The organism is Burkholderia sp. BCC1638, assembly GCF_902833195.1.
GTDB classification, from domain to species: Bacteria; Pseudomonadota; Gammaproteobacteria; order Burkholderiales; family Burkholderiaceae; genus Burkholderia; species Burkholderia diffusa.
In genome coordinates this window covers 1-493 of sequence record NZ_CADFEC010000120.1, presented here as the reverse complement: position 1 = coordinate 493, position 493 = coordinate 1, and the positions used below count along the sequence as shown (strand labels likewise).

At 68.4% G+C, this 493-nt stretch carries 1 protein-coding gene; it reads left to right on the top strand.

The window, feature by feature from the left end:
* Positions 1-493: NAD(P)H-binding protein (locus HWX22_RS31485; RefSeq protein WP_244135338.1), on the top strand; the 493-nt coding region annotated here is incomplete at both ends.

Genomic DNA, 493 nt, shown 5'->3' with positions numbered 1-493 from the left:
GGAAGATGAAGCAGTTGCTGCTGGGTGCCACCGGCCGGGTGGGAAGCCGGGCCTTGAAGCTCGCGCTCGATAGCCGCGCGTTCTCCCAAGTCGTTGCCCCGACGCGAACGCCGCTGCCGCCCAACGCAAAACTGCTGAACCCCGTCGTGGCCCGCCTCGACGACTGGGTGCCGGCGCTGGCATCGCAGCAGTTCGATGCCGTCGTCTGCGCGCTGGGCACCACCCAGGCCAAGGCCGGCTCGAATGCTGCCTTCATTCATGTGGACTACCAACTGCCGCTGGTCTTCGCCAGCGCCGCGCATGCCGCGGGCGTCCCGGCCTTCGCGATCGTCACGGCGATGGGCGCGTCGGCGAGCTCCCGATTCTTCTATCCGAGAACCAAGGGCGAGGTGGAACGCGATATCCAGGCGATCGGCTTTCGCTCGCTGACGATCTGCCGGCCCAGCCTGATCGACGGGCCGCGCAACGAGAGCCGGCAAGCGGAAGGCGCGGC